We start from the raw sequence: 24,112 nt of genomic DNA, 5'->3' as shown, positions 1-24,112 counted from the left end.
CTTTTTGTCTTTGGGCAAGGTCTGTGGGGCGTCGTTTGCGATCATTGGCCTATGGCGCTTTCTATGGCTGTTGGGAGCTATGCCGCCGGTTCTACTCCGATGGGTGGTGGAACGGTAGGTTTTCCCGTTTTGGTGCTGTTGTTTGATATGCCGGCCAGTATCGGTCGGGATTTCAGTTTCGCGGTTCAATCCATTGGTATGGTCAGTGCCAGTATCTTCATCTTCTGTCGTCGCCAGGTATTGGCCTGGTCCATGTTGCGGGGGGCACTGCTGGGGAGTTTGGTTGCTACGCCGTTGGGGATATTGTTCTTTGCGCCCCTTGTTCCTGGGTTGTGGGTCAAACTTGCGTTCGCGGTGATCTGGGGTAGCTTCGGGGTCTTGCATCTGTACCGCTTGCGGGAGATCACTGCGCATGATCACGCCGGCGATCCGGAGTGCCCTCTGGATTATCGCGTGGGACTATTGCTCGGCGCTGTTGCAGGTTTCTCTGCGGTATCGGTTACCGGTGTGGGAATCGACATGGTGATATACGCAGCACTTGTTCTGCTTAGTCGTGTAGACCTTAAAGTGGCCATCCCGACTTCTGTGGTGATCATGGCTTTTTCATCCGTGGTTGGGGTGATCGTAAAAAGTGTGGCTGGTGATTGGCAGCCTGGTGTGTTCGGCAATTGGCTGGCGGCTGCGCCGGTGGTGGCCCTGGGGGCGCCGCTGGGTGTATTTGTGGTTGGCCTGATTGGCCGGACGCCGACACTTCTTGCTGTCGCGCTGCTGTGTGTCGTGCAGTTCGTATGGGCCTGTGTATCTGAGTGGCAAATTCTTGGGGCTCCGGGTGTAGCTTTGGCGTTGCTTGCTGTTCTCGTGTGTCTTTGGGGGTTCGAGGCGTTGCGGTCTTCCGGATTGAGGCGGGAGAGGCTGCGCTTGCGCGGCCCTCGGCGTGTTGAGGAGGTGGCGCCTCAATTGAGTTAGGGTGGGATCGATGTTATAAGGAGTGCCAATAGGAAAATGGAATTCACAAAGTCAAGGAATTGATGATGCCCGACAGTATCAGGCTGCACTTTTACGATGGTTTTTACAGTCGTCGTGACCCACTAAAGACCCTGTCCAACCTTTTTCGTTACCGAAAGCTTTACCAGCCCGTTTACAATATTGGCGACCAGATTAGCCCTTATATCGTTGCTGGTATGGCGGGGCGCAAAGTCAATTACTCCCATCCCTTCTCCAGTAAAAAGATGATCGCCATTGGCTCGGTGCTCGCGGGTATCCGGGACAAGGATGTTGCGTGGGGGACGGGGCTGATGCGTCCGGATCATGCACCCTATGTGCTAAAGGCAAAAAATGCACGTATCGTGGCTGTACGGGGCCCCAATACACGGGCAGCGCTGCTGGAGCATGGCCGGGATTGCCCTGAGGTCTATGGTGATCCAGGTCTGCTGATGCCCTACCTGTTTCAGCCAAATGTTGAAAAGCGGTATCGTGTCGGCGTAATCCCTCACGGTGCGCACCTTGCGGACTTGGAAGCGAAGCTTGAGGATAGTTCTTACGCTCTGATCAGTCCGCGCTTACACTGGCGTGAATTTATCGAGAAGATCTGTTCGTGCGAGTTGATTGTGTCCAGCTCGTTGCACGGTGTGATCCTTGCGGATGCCTACGGCATTCCCAACCTGCCGATGCGCCACAAAAAATGGTTGCATGGCACGCCTTTCAAGTTTGAAGATTATTACCTGTCGACGCAGCGTAGCCCCGAGTTCTTCGATTCCGGGCAGCTTCTGGATAGGAATATTTTGCAGCGTGCCGCAGCGGCATACGAAGCGCCAAGGCTTGACCTTCGGCCACTGGTCAATGCATTCCCGTACCCGATTAAGAATGAGGATTTTCTGCGTCGTCTCAACTCCGTTGAGAGCTGGTAGTACTCTGCCTGGGCGGTCTGGGTACCGAGGGAGAACCCGGTTCCCAGATTGTTAAGATCTCTGGCCGGTAGGGCTTGTGATGCTGAGAGGGTGCGCGGTAGTAGCAACGCCTATCGCTGCTTAAGTAACTTGTTGAATTAGGTTGCGGATACACTCCGAAAACAAAAAAGGCGATCCCTGAGGATCGCCTTTTTTAATTTGCCTTCGGATGCTCAGTATTTCCTGAACAGCTCGAATATGGCTGGGGTGGTAGGATTCGAACCTACGCATGACGGGATCAAAACCCGCTGCCTTACCGCTTGGCTACACCCCAATTCCGCTATCTGCAAGACACTGTCTGACAGATGGAAAATGGTAGCAAGGGGGAGACTTGAACTCCCGACCTCAGCATTATGAGTGCTGCGCTCTAACCAGCTGAGCTACCTTGCCATTGATGTTCTCGGCTAACCGAGGGCGCGAATAATAGGGTGGCTCCCGGGGAGTGTCAACACTTTTTTTATAAATTAATCAGTGGGTTAGCGCGAAGGGTGGTTTTCAGCGCCCCCGGCCCATCGCTGCGAGCAGCGACCCGAAAACCACGCTGAAGGCACCGAGCCAGCTGATCCAGTTTAGTGGTTCTACCTCGATATATTCAGGCCACAGGGTGCCTATCAGGGAGCTTAGTAGCAGCGTCATGAGTGGCACCAGGGCCAGCGTGGCGCTAACTCTGGAGGCTTCCCATGCGGCCATGGCTTTGGCGAAGGCTCCGTAGGCGATCAGGGTGTTGGCTGCGAGAAAGATCAGCAGTGCCCAGGAGAACGCGTCCAGTGTAAGTGCGGTGGCTGGTTTGGCTACTGGCAGGAAGCACAGGCTCCCGGCTAGGTAAATCATCACCAGCAGGTTTTGCGGGCGGGAGACGGCCACGATTTTTTTCTGGAATACGCCGTAAATCGCCCAGGTAACGGCAGCAATCACCACCAGCCCGACTCCGATCAGGTACTGGCGGTCATTCCCTTCAATCAGCTCCTGCAGGCGCAGGTTAAAGAAGAGCGGCAGACCGATACAAACCAGGGCGACCCCCATCCATTGGCGCGCAGAGAATTGCTCTCCGAGCCAGAGGACGCTGAAGATCAAAAGCAGTAACGGAGCCAGCTGGATCAGCACCTGCAGTGCGCCAGCAGTGATGTAGTTCAGGCCGGTTGCATAGGCGATGTAATTCCCGAGTAGGCCTGCGACCGCGAGCACGGTATATGGGAGCAGCTTTCCCTGTAGCAGTTGCCCCAGCGCCAGCTGCCGGCGCCAGCCGTAATAAGTTCCCGCGAACAGTGCTGCGCCCAAAAAACGGTACCAGGTGATCGTGGTGGAATCCATGTCGGCGATCAGGCCTTTCATGGCGATAGGCAGGAGTGCCCACAGGAATGCTGTAGTGAGTGCGAGCGGTAGCCCCACTTTCCAGTTGGATTGGTACATGGCTTTTTTTCAGATGGGGGAGGGGGTTCCGCTCCCGGATTTGGGAGCGGAGAGTGTAGCGGAGCGGAGTTAGACGTTGAAACGGAAGTGAACAACGTCCCCGTCTGCAACAATGTATTCCTTGCCTTCCAGGCGCCACTTACCGGCTTCTTTCGCACCGGCTTCGCCCTTATTACCTACAAAATCGTTGTAGCCGACCACTTCTGCACGGATAAATCCCTTCTCGAAGTCGGTGTGGATCTTGCCCGCTGCCTGCGGTGCGGTGGCGCCGAGAGGGATGGTCCAGGCGCGAACTTCTTTTACGCCGGCGGTGAAGTAAGTGTGCAGGCCCAGCAGCTGGTAACCGGCGCGGATAACGCGGTTCAGGCCGGGCTCTTCCATGCCGAGACCTTCCAGAAACTCCTGCTTCTCGTCGTCGTCCAGTTCGGCAATTTCTGCTTCAAGTTTGTTGCAGATCGGAACCAGTACGGCATTTTCCTCTGCGGCGATCGCAGCTACCGCATCCAGATGCGGGTTGTTTTCGAAGCCGTCTTCATCCACGTTGGCGATGTACATGGTGGGCTTGATAGTGAGCAGGCTCAGCTCTTTGAGGTTGGCCAGTTCGTCATCATTGAGCCCGAAAGAGCGCAGCGGCTTGGCTTCATCCAGGTGTGGCTGGATTTTTTCCAGCAGGGCTTTCATCTTGATGGCGTGCTTGTCCTGGCCTTTGGCGGCGCGGCTGTAGCGTTGCAGTGCCTTTTCTACGGTGTCCAGGTCCGCCAGTGCCAGCTCGGTGTTGATCACTTCGATATCGGCTACCGGGTGCACTTTGTTGGCGACGTGAATTACGTTGTCGTCTTCGAAGCAGCGAACCACGTGGGCGATGGCATCGGTCTCGCGAATATTGGCGAGGAACTTGTTGCCGAGGCCTTCCCCTTTGGAGGCACCTGCTACCAGACCGGCGATATCGGTGAACTCCATGGTGGTGGGGATCACTTTCTGCGGCTTGACGATTTCTGCCAGCTTGTCGAGGCGGGGGTCAGGTACTGGTACTACACCGGCGTTCGGTTCAATGGTGCAGAATGGGAAGTTTTCCGCGTCGATGCCCGCTTTGGTCAGGGCATTGAACAGAGTGGATTTGCCCACGTTGGGCAGGCCGACGATGCCGCAAGTAAAACCCATGGTCTGAATCCTGTTGCTGATGGTGGGCCAGAATGCAGCCTCGAACCATCTTATTTAGCGTTTGCTTTGGAGTTGGTGTGCAGTGTCTTCATGGCTGCGTTCCAGTCACCGCTGGCGGCGGTGGGGAGTGCGTCGATGGCGCGGTCAATGGCTTCGGCCAGTTGATCCTGCTCAACACGCGGCGCCCGTTGAAGAACGTAATTTGCTACATCGCGCGCACTACCCGGGTGGCCGACACCGAGGCGCAGGCGCATAAAATCCCGGTTGTTGCCCAGGGCGGCGATGATGTCGCGCAGGCCGTTGTGTCCGCCGTGTCCGCCGCCACTTTTCAGGCGCGCGGTGCCGGAGGGCAGGTCGAGCTCATCGTGAGCGACCAGAATGGCTTCTGCGGGAATCTTGAAGAAATTCGCCAGCGGGCCGACTGCCTGGCCGCTGCGATTCATATAGGTAGTGGGAATCAGCAGGCGGATATCCTGCCCGCCGATTCGCACACGGCCAGAAAGGCCGTGATATTTGCTGTCTGGCGCGAGCTGGGTGCCGTGAATACGGGCCAGCTCGGAGACAAAGTCGGCCCCGGCGTTGTGTCGCGTCCGGTCGTATTCGGGGCCTGGGTTTCCCAGGCCTACGATCAACTGGATGGGCGTGTCCGGAGCCTTGCTCAAGGTTCTGTACCTGAACTAAAGCCGGCTTATGCTTCGCCGGACTCTTCGCCTTCTTCGGCTTCAGCTTCCACAGCGCCGCGCGGCTTGTGTACGGAAGCAACAACCAGGTCGTGGTCTTCACCGTGAGCCAGATCTACAGACTCAACGCCAGCCGGCAGTTTGATGTCGGAGATGTGAACGGTGCCGTCCAGTTCCAGGTCAGCCAGGTCTACTTCGATGAACTCAGGCAGCTTGGCAGCCGGTGCGCTGATTTCCAGCTCGGTCAGGGTGTGAGACACGATACCGCCAGCTTTAACGCCTTTACAGGTGTCTTCGTTCAGGAAGTGTACCGGTACTTTGATGTGTACTTTGGTGTCTGCAGAAACGCGCTGAAAGTCAGCGTGCAGCAGAACGGCTTTGGCCGGGTGACGCTGCAGGTCACGCAGGATCACGCTTTCTTCTTTACCGTCTACGTTCAGGGTCAGAACGGAAGAGAATACGGCTTCGTTTTCCAGTGCCTTGAACATGTCTTTTTGCAGCAGGGCGATGGATTGCGGCTCAACTTCGCCACCGTAGATGATGGCCGGAACTTTTGCTTCCAGGCGACGCAGGCGGCGGCTCGCACCTTTCCCTTCGTCGCTGCGGACGCTGGCATTCAGTTTGAATTCAGACATGGGATAAACCTCGGGTTGTCTGTCCAGAAGGACCTGCGACCGGTGCCCTCTGGTGTTGCTATAAATAGGGCGAATCCGATAGAGGCGCCCAATAGTAAACGCCCGGGCGGTGCCGGGCGGGCGCGTATTCTAAGGGGAAGTACGGGGGATTGCCAGTAAATTTGGCGTAAGCAAAAAGGGCGGATCCGTGGATCCGCCCTTTTGTGTCAGCTGGTGTTACTGCTCGTTATGAGCGGAACCCTTATGAGCGGAACATCGCAGACAGGGATTCTTCATTGCTGATGCGGCGCATGGACTCGCCCAGCATGGCAGACAGGGTCAGCTGGCGAATCTTTGGCGCTTTCTCCATTTTGTCACCCAGCGGGATGGAGTCGGTGACAACCAGCTCGTCCAGTACGGAGTTGTTCAGGTTGTCGATCGCCTTGCCGGACAGTACCGGGTGGGTACAGTAAGCTACGACTTTCTTGGCGCCGTGTTCTTTCAGGGCGTTGGCGGCATTGCAGAGGGTGCCGGCAGTGTCGACCATGTCGTCAACCAGCAAGCAGGTGCGGCCGTTGATTTCGCCGATGATGTTCATGACTTCAGCTACATTGGCTGCCGGGCGGCGTTTGTCGATGATGGCCAGGTCGCAGTCAAGGCTTTTGGCTACGGCGCGAGCGCGTACTACGCCGCCGATATCGGGGGAAACGACTACCAGGTCTTCATAATTCTGGCGCTCGATGTCGTCTAGCAGTACGGAGGAGCCGTAAACGTTATCCACAGGAACGTCGAAGAAGCCCTGGATCTGTTCTGCGTGCAGGTCGACAGTCAGTACGCGGTCGATGCCCACGCTCACCATCATGTCGGCGACAACTTTGGCAGAAATCGGTACCCGCTGGGAGCGAACGCGGCGATCCTGGCGCGCGTAGCCAAAGTAGGGGACTACCGCGGTGATGCGGCCGGCAGAGGCGCGGCGCAGTGCGTCGACCAGGAGGATCAGTTCCATCAGGTTGCGGTTGGTCGGTTGGCAGGTGGACTGCACAACGAATACATCGCGGCCGCGGACGTTGTCGGTAATTTCAACCGCGATTTCGCCATCGGAAAAGCGTTTTACAACGGCTTCACCCAGAGGGATCGCCATATGGTCAACAATCTTTTGTGCCAGTTCCGGGTTTGCGTTGCCGGTGAAGACCATTAAGTCAGCCACTGCCAGTACCTTTTTCGTCTTGAGGTGGAAAGTTTAGTGAAGATCGGATGACTTCGGAGCGCGAACTGCTTGCAGGGTAGTTTGATGCCGTTTCATTGGGCGACCATTGGTGCAAGTGTTGAGTTATGGCTATTTGCCACGTTGTTCCGGTCTGGCCGGAGGCTCCGTCCGCGACTCGGAATGATGGGAGTCGCGTCAAATAATAAGGAAATGGCTGGGGTGGTAGGATTCGAACCTACGCATGACGGGATCAAAACCCGCTGCCTTACCGCTTGGCTACACCCCAGCAATGTTGCAGCTAATCAATTTAGATCGTTGCTGCAAATTTCGCGAGCTGCCTGTGTGTTGGCGATTCGTTGACGCCAGAGGCAACAAAACCTTCTATCCCTTCGGGTCGCCTTGCGAGAATTTCGCGAGCGGTCACTTCTGAGTTGAACGCGGCGAAAACGCAAGCGCCAGTTCCCGTCAGATGTGCATCACCGAAATTGGAAAGCCAGAGCCTGGCCTCCTTTACCTCGGGATAGAGGTCTTCAACGAGAGGCTGGAAATCATTGCCAGCATATTTGCGCAGCCAGTGTTTTTCCAGGTCCCTGTCGCGAAGGGCCGCTAATGTAATGGCGGCTGAATCTCTTGTCAAATCCGGATGGGAAAATAATTCCGCAGTGCTGATATGGCAGGAGGGAATCAGCACAACATACCATGCGTGTTCGATAAAGAGAGGGGTGAGTTGTTCACCCACGCCTTCTGCCCACGCGGAGTGGCCGCGCACGAATACGGGGACGTCGGCGCCCAGTTGCCGCCCGAGTTCGGCGAGCTGATTGATATCGAGCCCACACTGCCACAACGCATTCAAACCGAGCAGTGCGGTCGCGGCATCACTGCTGCCGCCGCCAATACCGCCACCCATGGGCAGCACTTTTTTCAGGCCGATGTCGACACCGGTCGCACGCTTGCCTGAGGCTTCTTTAAGCAGCATGGCCGCGCGATAAATCAGGTTGTTTTCTGTGGGGATGTCGAGCCCGGGGCAGCTAACAGATACGCGATCGTCATTACGGGGGGTAAATGTCAGGGTGTCGCCGAAATCCAGCAGCTGAAAAACAGTCTGCAATTCATGGTAACCATCCGCGCGCCTGCCGAGAATGCGCAGCAACAGGTTGAGTTTGGCGGGGGCAGACAACTGTAAAACGGGCATGGAAACCTGTGGCCGGCTGAATAGGGAGTGGCATTTTATCAGCAGGCTGCTGCAACCGACAGTTTGGAGGGAGAGGGTTTCGAATGGCGTGAAGTGAATAGCCGGGCCGTGACGAGGCCCGGCCCGAATTGGGGCGCCCTATTTAGGGAGCCACTCCTTGATCACTAGTGTGACATTGACCGGTCCGGTGATCTGTCGGGTTGCGGCCTTGATTCGGGTGGGCAGCTTGTAGGGACCTACACTCTGGTAGCCACTGAACGTCAGCTGCCAGCCGGATTGCGTCAGGCTTTGCAGAAGTCCCTGGGCGTCGGCTTGTTTGGCAGACACTGCGCCCGGGGCAGGGAGACCGCGAGCCCAGTAAAACATTTCGGTTACAGGCAGTGGCCAGCCCATGACCTGTTCGGTGAGCTGGTCAGCGTCGGCAGCGAATACCGCCGGCTCGCTGCCGCGCTGGAGGCTGACACCACCGGGTGAGCCGCTGATAACTGTTGCTCCTGCGCCAAGAGGGCCGCTCAGGTGAATGCGGTAGTTGCCGCTGGCCTGTTGCCAGGTAAGGTTGGCGCTGCCATTTTCTTTCGCCGAACGCACGCCCAGTTTGCCTTTTACCTCCCAGCGCTGCAGTGCTGCAGCGGATTGGGCAGAAGTCGTTGGCGCTGTGGGTTCAGGTGGTTGCGCTTTCTGGCTGCTGCAGGCGCTGATGGCGGTAACCAGTAGTACCGCCAGCGCTCGCAGAGTGCCTTGTAGCCAATTGCGTTGAAGTCTGCCGGGGGCGTGCGGTGCAGAGTGTGTCTCAGCTTTCAGTAACATGCTGTTCCAGTCGTTGTTGATCCTTTAGCCGCTGCATGGCTTCGGGAATGATTGTGCTTTCCGGGTTTTGCTTCAGCCCGCGCTCCCATATCTGCATGGCCTGCTGGTGTTCACCTGTTGCCCAAAGAGCTTCACCTAGATGTGCGGCAATTTCGTGGTCATCGAGCAATTGCAGGGCCTGTTGCAGGTATTTGACGGCTTCTGCGTGATTCCCCAGGCGGAATTGCGCCCAGCCCATGCTGTCGATAATTGCCGGGTCATCGGGGCTCAGTGCCAACGCTTTGGTAATGAGCACAAGAGCCTCATCAAGGCGGTCATCGTAGGACAGCAGTTTGTACCCAAGCGTATTCAGGAGGTTCGCATTATCCGGGTCGCGGGACAACAGCTTGCGCAGACCCAGTTCAAAGTTTTCGATATCGCCCAGTTGTTCGCTCGCCATTGCGTGGGCGTAGATCAGCCGGCTGCTGCTGTCGTCCTTTTCCAGAGCGCTGGCGAGAACAGTCTGGGCCTGCTGCAGATGGTTGTATTTATTGAGCAGCTCTGACTGCAGCAGATAAAACTGCTCCTGCTGACCGGGGTGGCGGTCGCGCAGTTCGCTAAACCAGGCGTCGGCTTCCTGCAGCTGGCCGTTTGCAGCCAGCAGCTCGGTACCACGGGTAATGGCTTGTACATAGTCACTGCCGGGACGCACCAGGCGGTAATGGGTGACAGCGCCACGGAAGTCGTTATTTTGTTCGTCAATGTTACCGAGATAGAAGTGTGCGGCAGACTCATGCTCCTCAATCGCCAACAGCCGCTCCAGCAGTGGTTTGGCCTTGTCCAGCTGTTTGGTTTCATACTGGATCAGCGCCAGTGACAGGATCAGGTTGCCGTCGTTGGGGCGCTGTTTTACCAGCTCGATGAATTGCTGCTGGGCAAGTTCCAGGTCTTCGCGAATCAGCAGGCGTGCGTATTGCAGGCGCAATCGGCTTTCTTTTGGGTAAAGGGCGACGAGGCCCTCCAGCAGGTGTCGGGCTTCTTTCTGTCGGCCCATGTCGATAAGGATATGGGATTCCAATAGCGGTGCGTCCAGCAGCGACGGGTCTTGTTCCTGGACCTGGCGAGAGATCTTCAGCGCTTCTTCCAACTGTTTGTTTTCCCGCAGCAACATCGCGAGAGCCAGCGAAGCCTCGTGGTTGCCTGGATACATTTGTGACAGCTGGCGAAACTCCGGCAGTAGTTTAATGGCCGTTTCCTCGTTGGAAATGGCGGTGGCGGCTACTGACTGAAGTGGCGCATCCCCACCCAGCTTGAGGGCGCGTTTTGCATGTGTGAGCGCGTCGTCAACTTCCCCGGCCAGGGTCAGTTCAGCAGTGGCGGCCAACTGGGCATCAGGGTTATCTGGTTCCAGCTCTACCCAGAGGCGTGCGGAGCGCAGAGCTGCACGCCGCGCATTCAGGAATCGGGCGATCCGCGTAGCGCGGGCTGCCACGCCGGCATCCTGGGTGCGTTCGGCCTGAAAGTAGTAATTGGCGAGTGCCAGGTCGTACTGCTGCCGGTTTCCGGCCACCTCGGCCACGAGCAGGGTGTAGAAGGTTTCAATAGGAAAGGGTTTGAGCTTTTCCTGCGCAGCCTGCGGATTATCGGCCTGGCCGGCTTTCGCGACGTGTTGCGCGCCCGGGTGCTCGGTGGCCTCGGTAGTACCGGGACCCCCCGTAATCTGGGTTTCATTAAACTGGACGCCGGTTTGCTGTTGCGCGCACGCGGCCAGAAGCGCGAGGCAGGTGGCCGGTAACAGTGAGCGGTAGCCGCGGGCGGCGTTGAGCGTGGCGGTGACGGCCTGGGCAAGCGGGCGCTTGCAGATGTAGCTGAAATGCATAGAACGTGTCCGTACGTGTGTGCCGTGACGTCTAGTCCTGGACGTCCGACCGGTCGGGTGCCGGGCCTGATGGCGTTTTTTTCCGGGTTATCGCCGTATAATTCTAGTTGTGAAATTCGGGTGTGCTGGCCTGGTAAAGGCAGGAGAGGTAAAGTCAGCACGGATTTAAACCGGTTGACCGGTACGTCAGAGCCATTCTCTTTCCTCCAGTGCTTGCATGGGGGGCGCCTCGCCCGGACAATGTGCGCCCATTTTTGACCGCTTTCGCTCGCGGTAGTAATCACACTGTTTGACGGTAACCTATGCCAATCCTCGCCTTGGGTATCAATCACGACAGCGCGCCGGTGGACGTGCGCGAGCGGGTGGCGTTTGCCCCCGAAGTGATGCCCAGTGCGCTGGCGGAGGCGCGCAGCGCCCTGAACAGCTCTGAATTTGCGATCCTCTCTACCTGCAACCGCACTGAAATTTATGCCGATGCGACACCGAAGTCTGTGCTGGCGTGGGTCGCGGAGTACCACCGGGTGCCCCTGGATCAGCTCTCTGGCTGCCATTATCACTACACCGATGAATCTGCTGTGCGGCATATGATGCGGGTAGCGTGCGGGCTGGACTCGCTGGTTCTCGGCGAACCGCAGATCCTGGGGCAGATGAAGTCTGCCTATGCGGTGGCGCGGGAGGCCGGCAGCGTAGGTTCCACCCTGCACAATGTGTTCCAGCAGGTATTCTCGGTGGCGAAGCGTGTACGCACGGAGACTGCCATCGGTGAAAACCCGGTGTCGGTGGCATTTGCAGCGGTATCTTTAGCCTCCCGCATCTTTACCAACTTGAGCGAGCAGACCGCGCTGTTGATCGGCGCGGGGGAAACCATCGAACTGGTTGCAAGGCATCTGCTCGACAAAGGTGTCAATAAGTTGATTGTCGCCAACCGCACATTGCAGCGCGCTGAACAGCTGGCTGAATCCTTCGGGGCCGAAGCCATCCTGTTGGCGGATATTCCCGAGCATCTGCCCCGGGCGGATATCGTGATCAGCTCTACTGCCAGCCAGCTGCCCATTCTGGGTAAGGGGGCGGTTGAGTCGGCCCTAAAAAAACGCCGTCATCGCCCGGTGTTCATGGTGGATATCGCAGTGCCGCGGGATATCGAGCCGCAAGTGGGTCAGCTCGACGACATCTATCTCTATACCGTGGACGATCTCCGCGGTGTTATTGATGAAGGCAAGCGTCTGCGCGAGAAAGCTGCGGAGTCAGCACACCTGATAGTGGATGAGGCTGCGCAAACCTTTATGCGTGAGCAGCGCAGCCTGCTTGCGGTGGATTCCATCCGCAATTATCGCCAGCAGGCCCAGTCGGTAAGTAAAGAAGAGCTGGAAAAAGCCCTGGTGCAATTGCGGGCCGGTAGTGACCCGGCACAGCTACTTGAACAACTGGCGCGAACATTGACCAATAAACTGATTCACGCTCCTACAGTGGCTCTTCGCCAGGCGACCGCGGAGGGCGACCTGGAACGCCTGCGCGTCGCGCGGGAGATCGTTGGCCTGGCATCTGAAGAAGACCAGGCTGCATCCGAATTCCCGGCCACTGCGCCGGATAACAAGAAACACAAGTAATGAAAGCTTCGGTACAGCAGAAACTCGAGAACCTGGTGGAGCGTCACGAGGAGGTCTCCGCCCTTCTGGGGGACGCAGAGATCATCAGTGATCAGGACAAATTCCGCGATCTGTCACGGGAGTACTCCGAGCTGGAGGAAGTCGTCACATGCTATGGCCGCTATAAAGCGCTACAGGACGACATGGCTGCCGCGCGCGAGATGCTCGAAGAGAACGATGCAGAAATGCGCGAGATGGCGCAGGAAGAGTTGCGCGAGGCAGAGGTGCAAATCGAACCGCTGGAAAAGGAGCTGCAGGCCCTTCTGTTGCCGCGGGACCCCAATGATCGCAAGAACGTCTACCTGGAAGTTCGTGCCGGTACCGGCGGAGATGAGGCGGCGATCTTTTCCGGCGACTTGTTCCGCATGTATTCCCGCTACGCGGAAAAACAGGGCTGGCGCATCGAAGTGATCAGCGAAAACCCCGGTGAACACGGTGGTTACAAGGAGATCATCACCCGGGTTGCCGGTGAAGATGTCTACGCCAAACTCAAGTTTGAATCCGGGGCACACCGGGTGCAGCGGGTGCCGGAAACCGAGTCCCAGGGGCGGATTCACACGTCCGCTTGCACCGTAGCGGTAATGCCGGAGCCGGACGAGCGCGATGCCATCGAGATCAGCAAGGCTGACCTGCGTGTGGATACCTACCGTGCGTCCGGCGCTGGTGGCCAGCACGTGAACAAAACCGACTCCGCGGTGCGGTTGACGCATATCCCTACCGGTATCGTGGTCGAGTGCCAGGACGAACGCTCCCAGCATAAGAACCGTGCCAAGGCCATGGCGCTGCTGCAGGCCAAACTCAACAGCGCGCAGGAATCGGCTGCGGCGCAGGAAATATCCGATGCACGCCGCAATCTGGTCGGCAGTGGCGACCGCTCCGAACGTATCCGCACTTACAACTATCCCCAGGGCCGGGTAACCGATCACCGCATCGGGCTCACCCTCTACAAGCTTGATGAAGTCATGCAGGGCGCGCTGGACGAGGTCATTGGTCCATTGCGCACCGAGTACCAGGCCGACCAGCTCGCTGCGCTCGGACAGCATTAACCGGGAGGTACCAGTGGCAAGCGTTAAGGAAAACCTGCTGCGGGCGGTGGAGCTGACTGAAAGTGACAGCCCGCGGCTGGACCTGGAAGTGCTGCTTTGCCATGTGCTGGATAAGTCCCGCGCCTGGCTGTACACCTGGCCAGAGCACGAGCTCGACGATCTGCACCAGCGAGAACTGGACAGCCTGATCCAGCGGCGTATTGCCGGCGAGCCGGTGGCGCACCTCACCGGCAGCCGGGAATTCTGGTCGCTGCCCCTCAAAGTGAATCGCTCCACACTGATCCCGCGTCCGGATACCGAAGTGCTGGTGGAAGCCGTGCTGGAACTCTGTCCACAGGACGCGCTCAAGGCGCTGGACCTGGGGACCGGAACCGGTGCGATCGCGCTGGCCCTGGCCACTGAAAAGCCCCGCTGGCAAATCCTTGCTGTGGATAAGATGCCCGCGGCAGTGTCACTGGCGGAAGAAAACCGCAAAGCCCTTGGCCTCGAGAATGTGCGGGTTGTGCAAAGCGACTGGTTTGCTGCGCTCGACGCGCAACGGTTTGATGTGATCGTCAGTAATCCCCCTTACATCGATACTCAGGACCCGCACCTGCGCGAAGGTGATGTGCGCTTTGAGCCGCGCTCTGCACTGGTAGCGGAAGAGCAGGGGCTGGCGGATATCCGTAAAATCGCCGCGGATGCCCGGGGTTTCCTCGCGGGACACGGGTTGCTGCTGGTCGAACATGGCTGGGAGCAGGGGAAGGGGGTGAGAGCGATCTTTACCGAATTCGGTTATACGGATGTTCAAACCCGCCTTGACTATGCCGGGCGGGAACGTATCACTTTGGGCAGATACCCCTTATCCGCTGTGTAGGAGCCTGCTTGCAGGCGAAAGGCCGGAGGTCGGTTGATTTTTGCCTGCAAGCAGGCTCCTACAAATGCTCCAAAAAATCATTGCCGGAAGGATTCCATGCACGATCACGCCCACCACCGCCATGGCGGAAATCACCTGCGTCCTCTCATCTGGGGGCTGGTTATCACATTCGCCTTTGCCCTGGTGGAGGCGGTAGGAGGCTGGCTATCCGGCTCGCTGGCGCTGCTTGGGGATGCGGGGCATATGGTGACCGATTCCGTTTCTCTTGGGCTGGGCGCCGTGGCCGCGCTGCTGGCGCAGCGGCCTGCCAACCGGGAACTGTCCTTTGGCTGGGGGCGTGCGGAAGTGCTCGCCGCGATGGTCAATGCTGTTTTCATGCTGGTGATCGTCATCGGGATTGCGATCGCGGCAGTGGATCGGCTGCGTTCGCCACAGCCCGTGCAGGGCGGTGTCGTCATGCTGATAGCGGCGATTGGCCTGTTGGTGAATCTGGCGGTGGCCTGGGTACTGCACCGGGGCGAACAGACCCTGAATATTCGTGGCGCGCTGCTGCACGTGATGGGAGATCTGCTGGGTTCTGTGGCGGCACTGGTCGCGGGCGCGGTGATTTACTTTACCGGCTGGACGCCGATCGACCCCCTGTTGTCGGTTCTGATCTGTCTGTTGATCCTGGTATCCAGTGTCCGGCTGCTGCGGGATGCGGTAGATGTGTTGATGGAGCGGGTGCCGCGGGAGTTGAGCCTGCCGGTGGTGGGGGAAACCCTGGCGGCGGTGGAGGGCGTGCGTTCGGTGCACGATCTGCATATCTGGCGCCTGGACAGCAGTACCGTATCGCTGTCAGCGCATATAGTAGTCGACGACCTCATTGCCTGGCCCAGCGTTCTGGAGCGCCTGCGACAGACCCTGATCAAGCGCTTTGATATTGACCACATCACCCTGCAGCCAGAGCCGCTGCATTACGACACCACGCCCATCATCGACCGGGTAACCCTGGGCGAATAGGCCGCCGAAGACCGGCGCCCTGTTCGCGCGCTAATCTGCTCAGTCCTCGTCGCTTTCGGAGGCCGGTGTCTGCTGGTCTGCGGGCTTGTCTTCAGTGGTCTCACGGGTGCCGTTGTCGGAACCCGCGTCGTTTTCAATCACTGCGGGAGTATCTTCCGCGACCACTTCTTCCGGCGGGCTGATTTGCTCCTGCGGCGCTTCGATCCCGATGTGATAAGCCGCAAACCCAGGCTGTACTACCTGGTTCATCGCCATGCCGAGAATGCGCCCGTTGTACTGCGAGCGAATTTCATTGCGCACATTGGTGATCGGGTTGGTGACGGTGCCCAGCAGGTCTCCCTTGCTGACAAATTCCCCCAGCTGCACTTTGCTGAAAATGATGCCGCCGTTGGTGGCCCGCTGCCAGGTGGAGTTGTAGTACACCGGCTCCGGCTCGCCCCACAGGCGGAACTTACTCACCATGCCCAGCTGGTTCAGCAGGGTGCGGATACCTTTCACGCTGTGACTGACCGAGAGTTCGTCCAGCACCATGGGGGCGCCGGCTTCCAGGGTTACCGTGGGGATTCCCGCTGCGACCGCCGCATGGCGCAGGGTGCCCTTGGCGCCGTCGCTGTGGAGAACCACAGTGGAGCCGAAGCCTTTTGTCAGCTTCACGACTTTGGGGTCGGTCAGATCACCGCGCAACTGCGGCAAGTTTGTGCGGTAGAAAGAGCCGGTGTGCAGGTCCACGATGGCGTTGCAGTGCACCACTACCTCGTCAAAAAATGAACGTGCGATACGTGAGGCGGAAGAGCCATTGCGGTCGCCGGGAAAGTGGCGGTTCAGGTCGCGGCGGTCGGTAAGATAGCGCGAGCTGCGGTGAAAGCCCTGCATGTTCACAATGGGAACGCCAATCACGGCGCCTTTAAGCGTTTCCGGGTTCAGGTTATACATTACCCGACGCACCGTCTCGATGCCGTTCAGCTCGTCACCGTGAATGGCCGCAGTGATACAGAGGGTCGGTCCCGGTTCGGCACCATTGACCACCAGTATCGGTGTCGCACTGTAGACACCCTCAAAGTGCTGGCTCGGCGACCAGGGCAGGCGGGTGGCCGTGGCCGGGGGGACTTCTGCGCCGAGCAGGCGCAGCGGGCGCCCCTCAAGCTTCGGTGCTACCTCAGGTTCAGCGGGCGCCGGTTGCGGCTTGGGCTGTGGCTTTTCTTTCTCTTCGGGCTCGGCCGGTTTTTCCTGTGGCGGCGTAATCAGCTCCTGTTCGCTGACCGGTTTGTCCAGCTCGATACTTTTGGCCTGGGGCATTGGTTCAGTATCAGCAGCGGCGTCTGTCTGCATTGGTGAAGCGACTGGCCGTTCTTCCTGGGCGGGCTCCTGTTCGATGCTTTCCTGGCTGGCCGGGGCACTTTCTTCCGTGGCAACTTCATTCGTCGCTTGCGCATCCTGCGGCGACTCCTCCGCAAATACTGGAAGTGCAGAGAAGGAGAGGGACAGTAATAGCGACAGGCTCAAAGAGCGACAAACCATGAATAGCTCCGGCAATTAACGTGTTCGGGACAGATTTCGCTTTCGCGGCTCAGGACTATTTGGCGCGAAATCTCGTCAAGGGTTCCATGCGAGCGCGAGTATAGCCAATCGCGCCATCCGGAATTGCGTGTTACTTGGCGGTTTGCCGATGTGGTCAGGTCCGATTGGTTTGCAATGCCCTGGCGCTGGTTCGCCGGAGACGAATGAGCAGAAGAACGGCCGCTGTGCCGAGGCCAATACAAATACCCGTCCAGTAACCATATACGCCCCACAACTGCTCGCCGAGCCAGTAAGCGCTGCCGAGCCCCACCAGCCAGTATGAGAACAGCTGCATGTACATGGGCACCTGGGTGTCTTTGTAGCCGCGCAGTGCGCCCCAGGCCATCGCCTGGGCCACGTCGACCAACTGGAAGGCGGCGGCAAGTAGCAGCAGGTTGGTGGCGACAGCGATGATGTCCGGGTTGTCGGTATAGGCGAGTACCAGCCAGTCGCGCAGGGTGATCAGGATTGCCCCGGTACACAGCGCGTACACCAGTCCGCTACACACCCCAACGATACTCACAAAGCGCGCGCGCTTGGGGCGTATCTGCCCCAATACCTGAGCGGTACGGATACTGACGGCCTGCGCCAGTGCCAGCGCAACGAGGTAAAACACTGAGCCGATACTCAGGCCTATCTGGTGGGCGGCCACAATGGTGGCACCGTAAGAGGCAAGCAACAGCGCCAGGCTGGCAAAAAACGTTACCTCACTGGCTGCGCCGACGCAGATCGGCATACCCACAGCCAGCAGGTGACGCAGGGTGGGCCAGTGCGGGCGAGGGGGGCGTAATTGCAGTTTCAGGGCGCGGTAGGCCGGGTCCTGTTTGGCGTGCCAGTAGAGGGCGATGGCAATACACCAGCACACGAAACTGGTGGCCCAACCGCAGCCAGCACCGCCCATGGCGGGGATTGGTCCCCAGCCGAACACCAGCAGCGCGTCCAGTGGAATATTTAAGGCCGCCGCGGCCAGGTAAATGCGCATGACCGGGCGTACCTGCCCCATGCCTTCGCAGTAGCCGCGCAGTGCACTGCCGAATGCGAAGGGCAGGGTACCGGTGGCCAGTGCCAGCAGGTAGTGAATCATCACCTGGCGCACCGGTGCCTCGGTCTGAATCCACTGGCTCCACCAGATGGACGTCACCAGCCCGGCCATAACCAGTAGCCCGCCCACCAGGGCAATCCACGCCGACTGTTGCATCTGCCGGGCACAGCCCGCTTCATCGCGGGCGCCGCGCAAATTGGCCACTACCGGCGAGACCGCTGCGAGCATACCGATCAGGGTCACCGCACACACCGCCCAGATACTGGATCCGAGCGCCAGGCCGGCGAGATCGGTTTCACCGGATTGGCCAGCGACGATGGTATCGGTGACCCCCATGCTTACCACGGCCAGGTTGCTGACCACCAGCGGGCCGCCGAGGTTGGTCAGGTGGCGCAGCTCGGTGGCGGTAGCGCGTTTGTAGAGTTTCAGCATGGGGGACAACACGAATGACTAAACTGGTGCGAGCCTGGCCGGCGGGGTGAAGCAGTAAGAATCCGGCGGCTGATCCGACCAGATATAAAACGGCGGAAAATTCGGAGCGAATTATGGATGGCGACCGCAGTGGGTTCAATCGTATTTACCGGTGCTTCCTGCATTTCCTGCGCCCGCTGGACGGGCTGGGGCCGCTGGCACTGAGGCTCTTCCTGGCCCCGATATTTATCCTCTCTGGGTATAACAAGCTCGGTCATATCGAGGATGTGGCGGCCTGGTTTGGTAACCCGGACTGGGGGTTGGGCCTTCCCGCGCCGGTTCTGATGGCCTGGCTGGCAGCACTGACCGAGTTTATTGGCGGCCTGGCACTGTTGTTGGGACTGGGGGTGCGACTGGCAGCCATTCCATTGATGGTCACGATGGCAGTCGCGGCGGTGAGTGTCCACTGGCAGTACGGCTGGCACGCACTGCCGGAGCAGACTCTCACTGTGCCCTGGGAGTGGCGCAGGGACCTGATTGCCGAGGCGGTGGTGCGTAAGGAAAAGGCTGTGGAACTCCTGAAAGAGTATGGGCACTACGAGTGGCTGACCGAGGCGGGTAACTTCACTGTGCTCAAGAATGGCATTGAGTTCGCAGCCACCTATTTCATCATGCTGCTGGCACTGCTTTTCAGTGGGGCGGGGCGCTATGTAAGCCTCGATTACTGGATTGCCCGGCGCCAGGGCCTGACGGATTGCGCTTTCCGGGGACATACCTGAGTCCAAGTCGATACCTAAGCGATACCTAGGCGATACCTAAGCCATATACATATACCGATACCTGAGCCATATCGATGATATACTCGCCGAATATTTGATCATTAAGCGAGTAATCCGTTGATAGGTAAGTTTTTCCGCCGTTCCTCAGGCAGTGCGCAGGATAACCAGAATAAGCAGTCGCACCCGGCATCGGAGCACAAGGCTTCCGGCGCCGACAAAACGCGCTCGTCTTCCTCAAAGGAGGGCGGCAAGTCCGACGAAGGGCGTAAGCGCGGGCGGCGGGGCAGTGCCGGTGGAAACAAGTCGCGTGGCAAGGGTGGTCGTTCAGGCGGATCCCGCAAGCCAGAGCAGCAAGCGCCCTGGAGCCTGGATCAATTCCAGGTGCCGGAGCAGGAGGGCAAGGTCCGTTTCCACGACCTGGATCTGCCGCTGCCACTGATGCACGGCATTGCCGATCTTGGCTTCCAGTACTGCTCGCCCATTCAGGGGCAGTCGCTGCCACACACCCTGAACGGTCACGACCTGGTGGGCAAGGCCCAGACGGGAACCGGCAAGACTGCGGCCTTCCTGATTACGGTCATCGACGAGCTGCTTAAGAACCCGTTTGAAGACGAGCGCTATGCCGGCGAGGCGCGTGCACTGATCATCGCGCCGACCCGCGAGCTGGTGATGCAGATCGCCGACGACGCCAAGAACCTGTGTAAATACACCGACCTGGAAATTCACACCCTGGTTGGCGGTATGGATTACCAGAAGCAGCAGAAGGCGCTGAACGAGCGACTGGTGGACATTCTGGTCGCCACTCCCGGTCGCCTGCTGGACTTCGTCAGCAACCGGGACTGCTTCCTCGACCAGGTGGAGTTCCTGGTGATCGACGAGGCAGACCGGATGCTGGATATGGGCTTTATTCCGCAGGTCCGTCGTATCGTGCGCCAGACCCCGCGCAAGACCCACCGCCAGACCATGTTCTTCTCCGCCACCTTCACCCCGGAAGTGGACGACCTGGTGGAACAGTGGACCCTGGATCCGACTATCGTGGAAATCGAGCCGGAGCGAGTGGCCACTGATACTGTGACCCAGCATGTGTACCTGGTCTCCGGTGACGAAAAATACAAACTGCTTTACAACATCCTGCAAGGCGATGAGGTGGAAAGCCTGATCGTGTTTGCCAACCGCCGCGACCAGTGCCGCCGCTTGCACGAAAATCTCATCGCGCACGGTTTCGATGCCGGCCTGCTGTCCGGTGAGGTGGCGCAGAACAAGCGTGTGCGCACACTGGAAGACTTTAAATCCGGTAAATCCAGGGTGCTGGTGGCTACCGATGTGGCGGGCCGCGGAATCCATATCGATGGTATCAGCCACGTGGTGAACTACACCCTGCCGGAGGAGCCGGAAGATTACGTGCACCGCATCGGCCGTACCGGCCGCGCGGGCAAGAGCGGTACTTCCATCAGTTTCGCGTGTGAAGACGACGCTATGCGTCTGGAGCCGATCGAGAAGTTGCTGGACAGCAAATTGAAGTGCGAGGTTCCGCCGGAAGAATTACTGGTGGAACCGCCCAAGGTGCATGTGAAGCGCAGTAGCGATGATCGTGGGGGCAACCGCGATCGCCGTGGTGATCGCGGTGGCAATCGTGGCGGACACCGTGGTGGTGGCCGGTCTCGCCACTGATCCCTTTGCGAGCAGCGAATACCAGGGCTGCCATGCTTCCGGAAAGCTGGTAGCCAGAAACAAAAAAACGCGGGATTTCCGCGTTTTTTTGTTTGGATCAGCTGAACTCGGCAGACCTTATTTTTCCGGGCCTTCAATACCTTTCGGCCACTTTCTGGGATTGTCCTGTTCGAGGTTTTCCATCGAGCTATTCCGGTCCCCGGTGGAGCCTGATCCGTTGGGCCCTTTACCCGGGTCGCCTTCACTCCAGATGCGCTCCACCCACAGTGCGGTACCGCCGGCGACGGCTGCGGGCATCACGAAAATATTCAGGACCGGTACCATCTTCGCCAGCATCACGGTGCCGCCGAACCCCAGGGTGGTGAGTTTCTTGCGCATCAATACACGCTTGAGCTCGCTGAATGAGCGCTGGTGGTTATCCAGCGGGTAGTCCACATACTGGATGGCCATGCACCAGGCACCCCACAAGGCACCAAGTACTGCCGGGATAAATACAGTCCAGCTGGTGAGTAGGGCGATCACAAATATCACCAGGCCCCAGCCGAGAAAATACATCAGCTTGCGCAGCTCGCGGCCGAGGGTGCGGAATACCATCTTGGCGATGGGTTCCGGAGGCGGCGGGTGACCGGTCAGTAATTCCTCCACCTTTTCGGCGAGAAAACCGTTGAACGGCGCCGCGATAATGTTGGTGATAATGCCGAACAGGTACCCGTAAACGAGAAAGAACAGCAGTACGACTGCGAAGGCGATCAGCCAGGCCAGCCAGCGGAAAGCGCTCGCCGCCCAGTCCGCCCCAGTGGCCAATATTGCGCGCCACCAGGACATGTTGGATGTGTCGACAGGCTCATCGGAAAGCAGGCTGCCGATGTAGCTGGCCAGGTCGTCGAACTGGCTGATCATCACCGCGGAGAGCGCGATAAACAGCACCAGGTTGATCAGCAGGGGAACTATAATAAACGGGCGCAGCTCGCGCCGGGTGAGCAGCTGCGCCCCCCGGATCAGTGCATTGACGCCGTGTACCGGGTTTGAGGTCATGGTTTACCTGGCTCCTGCCGCGCGCAGAATTTCCGCATATTCCGCACTCTGTCCGTGTTCGCCGATGCGGGCGAGCAATGTCTGGCCTTCCGGGCTCTGGCTGTCCAGGTCCAGTCCCTGCTCTTTGAACAGGCCCACGAAAGTGGCAAAGTTTTCAGCCTTCATGCCGCGGTAAGCGCGCTCCAGCAGGTAAAAGTCCCGGTTAAATCCGGCCGGCGCCTCTCCAGTCAGAAATTCCGCGATGCGCGCGTCATCGAAAACTTCACCGAGAACTTTCTGTTTGTCCTTTTTCAGGCTCATTGCTACTTCCTTCTTTCACTAGTGCCGACGTTCAATGGGTGTTAATAGCCAAATACCACCAGGATACCCGGCGCTGGCTTGGGGGACATTGTATGCGGCAGGGGCCGGCCTGTCTTCCCGCGTGCCATCCGAGGGGGGCGCGGCGGAAATCCAGGCTCGTCGAATACAGGCAGCAAGTGATGAGTATTTGCGTCAGGCTTCGATTCCCAGTTCGGCCATGGAAATTTCGCGCATGCGGAATTTCTGGATCTTGCCGGTTACCGTCATGGGGAATTCATCGACGAATTTGAAATACCGGGGAACCTTGAAATGGGTGATTTTACCGCGGCAGAACGCGCGCAGATCTTCTGCGGTAACCGACTCATGGCGGGGGCGGAGGCGCACCCAGGCGACGAGTTCTTCACCGTATTTTTTGTCGGGGATCCCGGTGACCTGAACATCAGAAATGGCCGGGTGGGTATACAGAAACTCCTCGATTTCCTTGGGGTAAATGTTTTCACCACCGCGGATCACCATGTCCTTTATGCGCCCGACAATCTGGATATAGCCCTCACTGTCCATGGTGGCCAGGTCCCCGGTGTGCATCCAGCCGTTGCCATCAATGGCATCGCGGGTAGCGGCTTCATTGTCCCAGTAACCGAGCATGACGCTATAACCGCGGGTGCAAAGTTCACCGATTTCCCCCCGTGGCAGTGGATCGTCGCTGATCGGACCAATGACCTTGGATTCCAGATGCGGCTGGGTGCGGCCGACGGTGGTGACTCGCTTGTCAAAGGCATCATCTGCACTGGTCTGAGTGGAAACCGGGCTGGTCTCGGTCATACCGTAAGCGATCTGTACTTCGCGCATATGCATGCGGCTGTTGACGGCTTTCATAACCTCTTCCGGGCAGATGGAGCCGGCCATTATCCCGGTGCGCAGCGAGCGCAGGTCGTAGTCTCCGAAGTCGGGGTGGTCCAGTTCGGCGATAAACATGGTGGGTACACCATAGAGCGCGGTGGCGCGCTCGGCGCTCACCGTTTCCAGGACCGCGCGGGGATCAAAGCCTTCGCCCGGATAGATCATGGTGGCACCGTGGGTGACGCAGCCAAGGTTGGCCATCACCATGCCAAAGCAGTGGTACAGGGGCACGGGGATTACCAGGCGGTCCTTTTCCGTCAGGCTGATACTTTCGGCAACGAAAAAACCATTGTTCAGGATATTGCGGTGGGAGAGTGTTGCGCCTTTGGGTGAGCCGGTGGTGCCGGAGGTGTACTGGATATTGATCGGGTCGCTGCACTGCAGAGTTGCCTGTGCACTTGCCAGCGTTTGCGGGTTAACTGCCGCAGCCTGTTGCTGAAGATCCTGCCAGCGCCACATACCCGGGTAGGTTTTTTCGGCGAGGTTAACCACCAGCTCCAGGTGGGGAAGTTTGTCCGAATGTGTCAGCCTGTCTTGGCTGTTTTTGAGCTCCGGTGCCAGCTCATAGAGCATCGCGGTGTAGTCGGAACTCTTGAAACTCTCGGCGATGACCAGCATGCGCGCCTGAGAGTGGTTGAGGGCGTATTCCAGTTCGTGCAGGCGATAGGACGGGTTGATGTTGACCAGGATGGCACCGATTTTCGCGGTGGCGAATTGCATGGTGGTCCACTCTGCACAGTTTGGTGACCAGACCCCGACCCGATCTCCTTTTTGAATACCGATAGCCAGCAGCGCGCGGGCACAGGTATCGACCTGTTGTTTGAATTCCGCATAGGTCCAGCGGATATCCTGATGGCGCGCGACCAGTGCTTCGTTGTCGGGAAACTTTGCGGCAATCTCGTCAAACTTGTCACCGATGGTCATTTCAATCAGTGGCTGACTGGTATCGCCCTTACTGTAGCTGGGGAGAGGCTGGTTCATTGTGGGACCTC

General features: G+C 58.6%; 21 protein-coding genes and 3 tRNA genes. 8 read left to right on the top strand and 16 right to left on the bottom strand.

Annotated features, from left to right (window positions below):
* The first annotated feature begins 63 nt into the window (after positions 1–63).
* Together LC093_RS14110 and LC093_RS14105 are read left to right on the top strand one after the other, a co-directional pair.
* Entirely contained in the window at positions 64–966 is a 903-nt protein-coding gene (locus LC093_RS14110; protein ID WP_264193087.1) for a sulfite exporter TauE/SafE family protein, read from the top strand.
* Between the two features lie 65 nt (positions 967–1,031).
* On the top strand, positions 1,032–1,907 hold the full coding sequence (locus LC093_RS14105; protein WP_226665969.1) for a polysaccharide pyruvyl transferase family protein: 876 nt from the start codon (positions 1,032–1,034) through the stop codon (positions 1,905–1,907).
* A gap of 238 nt (positions 1,908–2,145) precedes the next feature.
* Here LC093_RS14105 and LC093_RS14100 read toward each other — a convergent pair.
* The 11 genes from LC093_RS14100 to LC093_RS14050 form a co-directional block, all read right to left on the bottom strand.
* Positions 2,146–2,220, bottom strand: a tRNA-Gln gene (locus LC093_RS14100).
* Between the two features lie 39 nt (positions 2,221–2,259).
* Positions 2,260–2,336, bottom strand: a tRNA-Met gene (locus LC093_RS14095).
* A 105-nt stretch (positions 2,337–2,441) separates the two neighbouring features.
* Positions 2,442–3,356, bottom strand: a complete 915-nt coding sequence (locus LC093_RS14090) for a DMT family transporter (RefSeq protein ID WP_226665967.1) — start codon at positions 3,354–3,356, stop codon at positions 2,442–2,444.
* Positions 3,357–3,425: 69 nt separating this feature from the next.
* Positions 3,426–4,517 carry a redox-regulated ATPase YchF gene (gene ychF, locus LC093_RS14085; RefSeq protein ID WP_226665964.1) on the bottom strand — a complete coding sequence of 364 codons (1,092 nt, stop codon included), beginning with the start codon at positions 4,515–4,517 and terminating at the stop codon, positions 3,426–3,428.
* Positions 4,518–4,567: 50 nt separating this feature from the next.
* Positions 4,568–5,179, bottom strand: coding sequence for an aminoacyl-tRNA hydrolase (gene pth, locus LC093_RS14080; protein ID WP_226665953.1), 612 nt, complete (start codon positions 5,177–5,179; stop codon positions 4,568–4,570).
* A 26-nt stretch (positions 5,180–5,205) separates the two neighbouring features.
* The gene (locus tag LC093_RS14075) at positions 5,206–5,832 is read right to left on the bottom strand and encodes a 50S ribosomal protein L25/general stress protein Ctc (RefSeq protein ID WP_226665943.1); all 627 of its coding nucleotides are present in this window, start codon (positions 5,830–5,832) and stop codon (positions 5,206–5,208) included.
* Positions 5,833–6,073: 241 nt separating this feature from the next.
* Positions 6,074–7,006 carry a ribose-phosphate pyrophosphokinase gene (locus LC093_RS14070; RefSeq protein WP_264193109.1) on the bottom strand — a complete coding sequence of 311 codons (933 nt, stop codon included), beginning with the start codon at positions 7,004–7,006 and terminating at the stop codon, positions 6,074–6,076.
* A 223-nt stretch (positions 7,007–7,229) separates the two neighbouring features.
* Positions 7,230–7,304: transfer RNA gene (locus LC093_RS14065), tRNA-Gln, on the bottom strand.
* 21 nt (positions 7,305–7,325) lie between these two features.
* Positions 7,326–8,210 carry a 4-(cytidine 5'-diphospho)-2-C-methyl-D-erythritol kinase gene (ispE, locus tag LC093_RS14060; protein WP_226665938.1) on the bottom strand — a complete coding sequence of 295 codons (885 nt, stop codon included), beginning with the start codon at positions 8,208–8,210 and terminating at the stop codon, positions 7,326–7,328.
* 138 nt (positions 8,211–8,348) lie between these two features.
* The gene (gene lolB, locus LC093_RS14055; RefSeq protein WP_226665927.1) at positions 8,349–9,017 is read right to left on the bottom strand and encodes a lipoprotein insertase outer membrane protein LolB; all 669 of its coding nucleotides are present in this window, start codon (positions 9,015–9,017) and stop codon (positions 8,349–8,351) included.
* On the bottom strand, positions 9,001–10,875 hold the full coding sequence (locus tag LC093_RS14050; RefSeq protein WP_226665924.1) for a tetratricopeptide repeat protein: 1,875 nt from the start codon (positions 10,873–10,875) through the stop codon (positions 9,001–9,003). The genes lolB and LC093_RS14050 overlap by 17 nt, the downstream gene beginning before the upstream one ends.
* 302 nt (positions 10,876–11,177) lie before the next feature.
* On the opposite strand from LC093_RS14050, the gene hemA reads away from it, so the two are divergent.
* The 4 genes from hemA (at position 11,178) to LC093_RS14030 (ending at position 15,425) form a co-directional block, all read left to right on the top strand.
* A complete protein-coding gene (gene hemA / locus LC093_RS14045) occupies positions 11,178–12,482 on the top strand; it encodes a glutamyl-tRNA reductase (RefSeq protein WP_226665922.1) in 1,305 nt (434 codons plus the stop codon).
* On the top strand, positions 12,482–13,567 hold the full coding sequence (gene prfA, locus LC093_RS14040) for a peptide chain release factor 1 (protein WP_226665919.1): 1,086 nt from the start codon (positions 12,482–12,484) through the stop codon (positions 13,565–13,567). Before hemA ends, prfA begins: the two co-directional genes overlap by 1 nt.
* A gap of 13 nt (positions 13,568–13,580) precedes the next feature.
* Positions 13,581–14,423: a peptide chain release factor N(5)-glutamine methyltransferase gene (gene prmC, locus LC093_RS14035; protein ID WP_226665916.1), complete on the top strand. Its 843-nt coding sequence runs from the start codon at positions 13,581–13,583 to the stop codon at positions 14,421–14,423.
* Positions 14,424–14,519: 96 nt separating this feature from the next.
* The gene (locus LC093_RS14030) at positions 14,520–15,425 is read left to right on the top strand and encodes a cation diffusion facilitator family transporter (protein WP_226665914.1); all 906 of its coding nucleotides are present in this window, start codon (positions 14,520–14,522) and stop codon (positions 15,423–15,425) included.
* Positions 15,426–15,464: 39 nt separating this feature from the next.
* Here LC093_RS14030 and LC093_RS14025 read toward each other — a convergent pair whose 3' ends face one another.
* Positions 15,465–16,943, bottom strand: coding sequence for a succinylglutamate desuccinylase/aspartoacylase family protein (locus LC093_RS14025; RefSeq protein WP_226665911.1), 1,479 nt, complete (start codon positions 16,941–16,943; stop codon positions 15,465–15,467).
* Positions 16,944–17,097: 154 nt separating this feature from the next.
* Positions 17,098–18,456 (bottom strand): MATE family efflux transporter, encoded by a 1,359-nt coding sequence (locus tag LC093_RS14020; protein WP_226665908.1) that lies wholly within the window; start codon positions 18,454–18,456, stop codon positions 17,098–17,100.
* Between the two features lie 113 nt (positions 18,457–18,569).
* Here LC093_RS14020 and LC093_RS14015 point away from each other — a divergent pair, with 113 nt between their 5' ends.
* Both LC093_RS14015 and rhlB read left to right on the top strand, forming a co-directional pair.
* Positions 18,570–19,214 carry a DoxX family protein gene (locus LC093_RS14015; RefSeq protein ID WP_226665906.1) on the top strand — a complete coding sequence of 215 codons (645 nt, stop codon included), beginning with the start codon at positions 18,570–18,572 and terminating at the stop codon, positions 19,212–19,214.
* 117 nt (positions 19,215–19,331) lie between these two features.
* Positions 19,332–20,885: an ATP-dependent RNA helicase RhlB gene (rhlB, locus tag LC093_RS14010; protein ID WP_226665904.1), complete on the top strand. Its 1,554-nt coding sequence runs from the start codon at positions 19,332–19,334 to the stop codon at positions 20,883–20,885.
* A gap of 117 nt (positions 20,886–21,002) precedes the next feature.
* Here the strand turns inward: rhlB and cysZ are convergent, their stop codons facing one another.
* The 3 genes from cysZ to LC093_RS13995 all read right to left on the bottom strand — a co-directional run bounded on the left by cysZ (position 21,003) and on the right by LC093_RS13995 (position 24,101).
* A complete protein-coding gene (gene cysZ, locus LC093_RS14005) occupies positions 21,003–21,920 on the bottom strand; it encodes a sulfate transporter CysZ (RefSeq protein ID WP_226665902.1) in 918 nt (305 codons plus the stop codon).
* Positions 21,921–21,923: 3 nt separating this feature from the next.
* Positions 21,924–22,220, bottom strand: coding sequence for a PA4642 family protein (locus tag LC093_RS14000; RefSeq protein WP_226665900.1), 297 nt, complete (start codon positions 22,218–22,220; stop codon positions 21,924–21,926).
* 192 nt (positions 22,221–22,412) lie between these two features.
* Positions 22,413–24,101, bottom strand: a complete 1,689-nt coding sequence (locus tag LC093_RS13995) for an AMP-binding protein (RefSeq protein WP_226665897.1) — start codon at positions 24,099–24,101, stop codon at positions 22,413–22,415.
* Between the last annotated feature and the right edge of the window lie 11 nt (positions 24,102–24,112).

Origin of the sequence: Microbulbifer aggregans, assembly GCF_020524005.1 — a bacterium.
GTDB lineage: Bacteria > Pseudomonadota > Gammaproteobacteria > Pseudomonadales > Cellvibrionaceae > Microbulbifer > Microbulbifer aggregans_A.
This window is presented reverse-complemented; position numbering and strand designations above follow the sequence as displayed.

Coding starts and splice junctions, on each gene's coding strand:
- LC093_RS14110 (WP_264193087.1), top strand. CDS start 64: ATGGCTGTTGGGAGCTATGCCGCCGGTTCTACTCCGATGGGTGGTGGA.
- LC093_RS14025 (WP_226665911.1), bottom strand. CDS start 16,943: ATGGTTTGTCGCTCTTTGAGCCTGTCGCTATTACTGTCCCTCTCCTTC.
- LC093_RS14050 (WP_226665924.1), bottom strand. CDS start 10,875: ATGCATTTCAGCTACATCTGCAAGCGCCCGCTTGCCCAGGCCGTCACC.
- LC093_RS14020 (WP_226665908.1), bottom strand. CDS start 18,456: ATGCTGAAACTCTACAAACGCGCTACCGCCACCGAGCTGCGCCACCTG.
- lolB (WP_226665927.1), bottom strand. CDS start 9,017: ATGTTACTGAAAGCTGAGACACACTCTGCACCGCACGCCCCCGGCAGA.
- prfA (WP_226665919.1), top strand. CDS start 12,482: ATGAAAGCTTCGGTACAGCAGAAACTCGAGAACCTGGTGGAGCGTCAC.
- LC093_RS14090 (WP_226665967.1), bottom strand. CDS start 3,356: ATGTACCAATCCAACTGGAAAGTGGGGCTACCGCTCGCACTCACTACA.
- ispE (WP_226665938.1), bottom strand. CDS start 8,210: ATGCCCGTTTTACAGTTGTCTGCCCCCGCCAAACTCAACCTGTTGCTG.
- LC093_RS14030 (WP_226665914.1), top strand. CDS start 14,520: ATGCACGATCACGCCCACCACCGCCATGGCGGAAATCACCTGCGTCCT.
- LC093_RS14070 (WP_264193109.1), bottom strand. CDS start 7,006: ATGGTCTTCACCGGCAACGCAAACCCGGAACTGGCACAAAAGATTGTT.
- LC093_RS14105 (WP_226665969.1), top strand. CDS start 1,032: ATGCCCGACAGTATCAGGCTGCACTTTTACGATGGTTTTTACAGTCGT.
- cysZ (WP_226665902.1), bottom strand. CDS start 21,920: ATGACCTCAAACCCGGTACACGGCGTCAATGCACTGATCCGGGGGGCG.
- LC093_RS14015 (WP_226665906.1), top strand. CDS start 18,570: ATGGATGGCGACCGCAGTGGGTTCAATCGTATTTACCGGTGCTTCCTG.
- LC093_RS14075 (WP_226665943.1), bottom strand. CDS start 5,832: ATGTCTGAATTCAAACTGAATGCCAGCGTCCGCAGCGACGAAGGGAAA.
- LC093_RS14000 (WP_226665900.1), bottom strand. CDS start 22,220: ATGAGCCTGAAAAAGGACAAACAGAAAGTTCTCGGTGAAGTTTTCGAT.
- ychF (WP_226665964.1), bottom strand. CDS start 4,517: ATGGGTTTTACTTGCGGCATCGTCGGCCTGCCCAACGTGGGCAAATCC.
- LC093_RS13995 (WP_226665897.1), bottom strand. CDS start 24,101: ATGAACCAGCCTCTCCCCAGCTACAGTAAGGGCGATACCAGTCAGCCA.
- hemA (WP_226665922.1), top strand. CDS start 11,178: ATGCCAATCCTCGCCTTGGGTATCAATCACGACAGCGCGCCGGTGGAC.